Here is a 1,811-nt window from a genome sequence, read left to right as displayed (position 1 = left end):
CCGCCCCGGCGGTCGAGAACGCGCACAGCTTCGGAGCGGCCGGGCTGCCCGGCACGCTGCCCGGGGGCCCGCAGGCCGTCCCCGTGCCCGGCCACACGCCGGGGAGCACCGCGTACCTCTTCGCGGAACGCGGGCTGCTCTTCACCGGCGACGCGCTGGTCACGTACGACGGTCTCACCGGTCGCACCGGGCCGACGCTCGTCGCGCGTGGGTTCACCCACAACAGCGCCGCCGCCCTCGCCTCGCTGGAACTGCTGTCCGGTCCGGCCGGGGCACTTGTCCTGCCCGGGCACGGCGAGCCCTTCAGGGAGGGGCCGCGCGCCGCCGTGGAGCGGGCGCGGGCGGCGGGGCGGCACTGAGTGCGGGCGGGGCGGACGGTGTGAAGGACCGGCCGCTATCGTGACGCCATGGTGAATGGCGATGACCTCCAACCGCAGCCGACGGACCGGGAGATAGAAACCCTCGACGAGTTCGACCGCAGAATCGTCGAAACCGGCGGGAAGCTCGACGGCTTCCGGCTCCAGTCCGTGGACCTGACCGGCCGTACGGACACCCTGATCGCCACCGACACCTCCGGCGCCGTCTTCCTCGGCTGCCCCATGGAGGCCGCCGCCCTGGCCAAGGTCCGCGCCGACGGGGCCATGGTGTTCCCGCCGGTGCCGAACCTCCCCTTCGACCCGTACCGGGGGCTGCTGTACTCCCCCGACCAGCTCTTCGACGGGCTCGCGGACCACGGGTACGACGCCACGCCGGACGCGCGGGCCTACGCGTGGTTCCAACGCACCAAGTCGGACGGCGACATATTCGCCTCCATGCTGCGCTCGGTGCACGACGACGCGATCTCCGACGCCCTGGACGAACTGCTCGTCGGGGCGCGGGTGGTGGGCGTGATGGGCGGGCACGCGATGGCCCGGGGCACGGAGGCGTACGCGGGGGCGGCGCGGCTGGGGCGTGCCCTGACCCGTTCCGGGCTGACCGTCGCGACCGGGGGCGGTCCTGGCGCGATGGAGGCGGCGAACCTGGGCGCGTACGCCGCGCCCCACCCCGACGACATGCTGGACGAGGCCCTCGAACTCCTCGCCGAGACGCCGTCGTTCGTCCCGTCCGTCTCCGACTGGGCCCAGGCGGCTTTCGACGTGCGGGCGCGGTGGCCCAAGGGTGACGAGTCGGTGGGCATCCCGACCTGGTTCTACGGCCACGAGCCGCCGAACGCGTTCGCCGCGCACATCGCGAAGTACTTCGCCAACGCGACCCGCGAGGACGGGCTGCTGGCCCGGTGCAACGCGGGCGTGATCTTCCTGCCGGGCGCGGCGGGCACGGTCCAGGAGATCTTCGACAACGCGACGCCGAACTACTACGAGTCCCGGGGCGAGCCGACACCGATGGTCCTGGTGGACCGGGAGCACTGGACGGAGCGGCTGCCGGCGTGGCCACTGCTCGTGTCGCTTGCCCGACGCCGGTCCATGGAGCCGCGGATCGCCCTCGTGGACGCGGTCGAGGAGGTGCCGGGGGTGCTGGCCCGCATGGCGGGTGGCGCGGCTCGCTAATCGCGTTGCGGTCCGTGTTGTCCTCAATCGCCGGACAGGCTTCGTTTGCGGCGCTTGCCCGGTGCCGGGGCGCGGCTTACTGCTTGTCCTCAATCGCCGGACAGGCTTGATTTTGCCCGCTGCGGGCCGGCGACCCGGGTGCGGCTTGTCGCCGGGGGCCGGGCAGGGGCCGTGTCCTGCACTGCATGTTTTACGTCGCGTTCAAGACCTCCGAACATTCACGGTAGCCACGCGACACAAAACACGCTTTACGTTCCGGACACG

At 72.3% G+C, this 1,811-nt stretch carries 2 protein-coding genes; both read left to right on the top strand.

Annotation, left to right across the window (positions count from 1 at the left end; all coding sequences use genetic code 11):
• On the top strand, window positions 1–359 hold a 359-nt coding region (locus GT042_RS29440), incomplete at its 5' end, for an MBL fold metallo-hydrolase (RefSeq protein WP_161311751.1).
• Window positions 360–407: 48 nt separating this feature from the next.
• Entirely contained in the window at window positions 408–1,547 is a 1,140-nt protein-coding gene (locus GT042_RS29435; protein WP_161311750.1) for an LOG family protein, read from the top strand.
• Window positions 1,548–1,811: the final 264 nt, after the last annotated feature.

The organism is Streptomyces sp. SID3212, assembly GCF_009865405.1.
Taxonomy (GTDB): Bacteria; Actinomycetota; Actinomycetes; order Streptomycetales; family Streptomycetaceae; genus Streptomyces.
This window is presented reverse-complemented; position numbering and strand designations above follow the sequence as displayed.

Excerpts from the sequence above, each read along its gene's own strand:
- GT042_RS29435 (WP_161311750.1), top strand. The coding sequence starts at position 408 with ATGGTGAATGGCGATGACCTCCAACCGCAGCCGACGGACCGGGAGATA.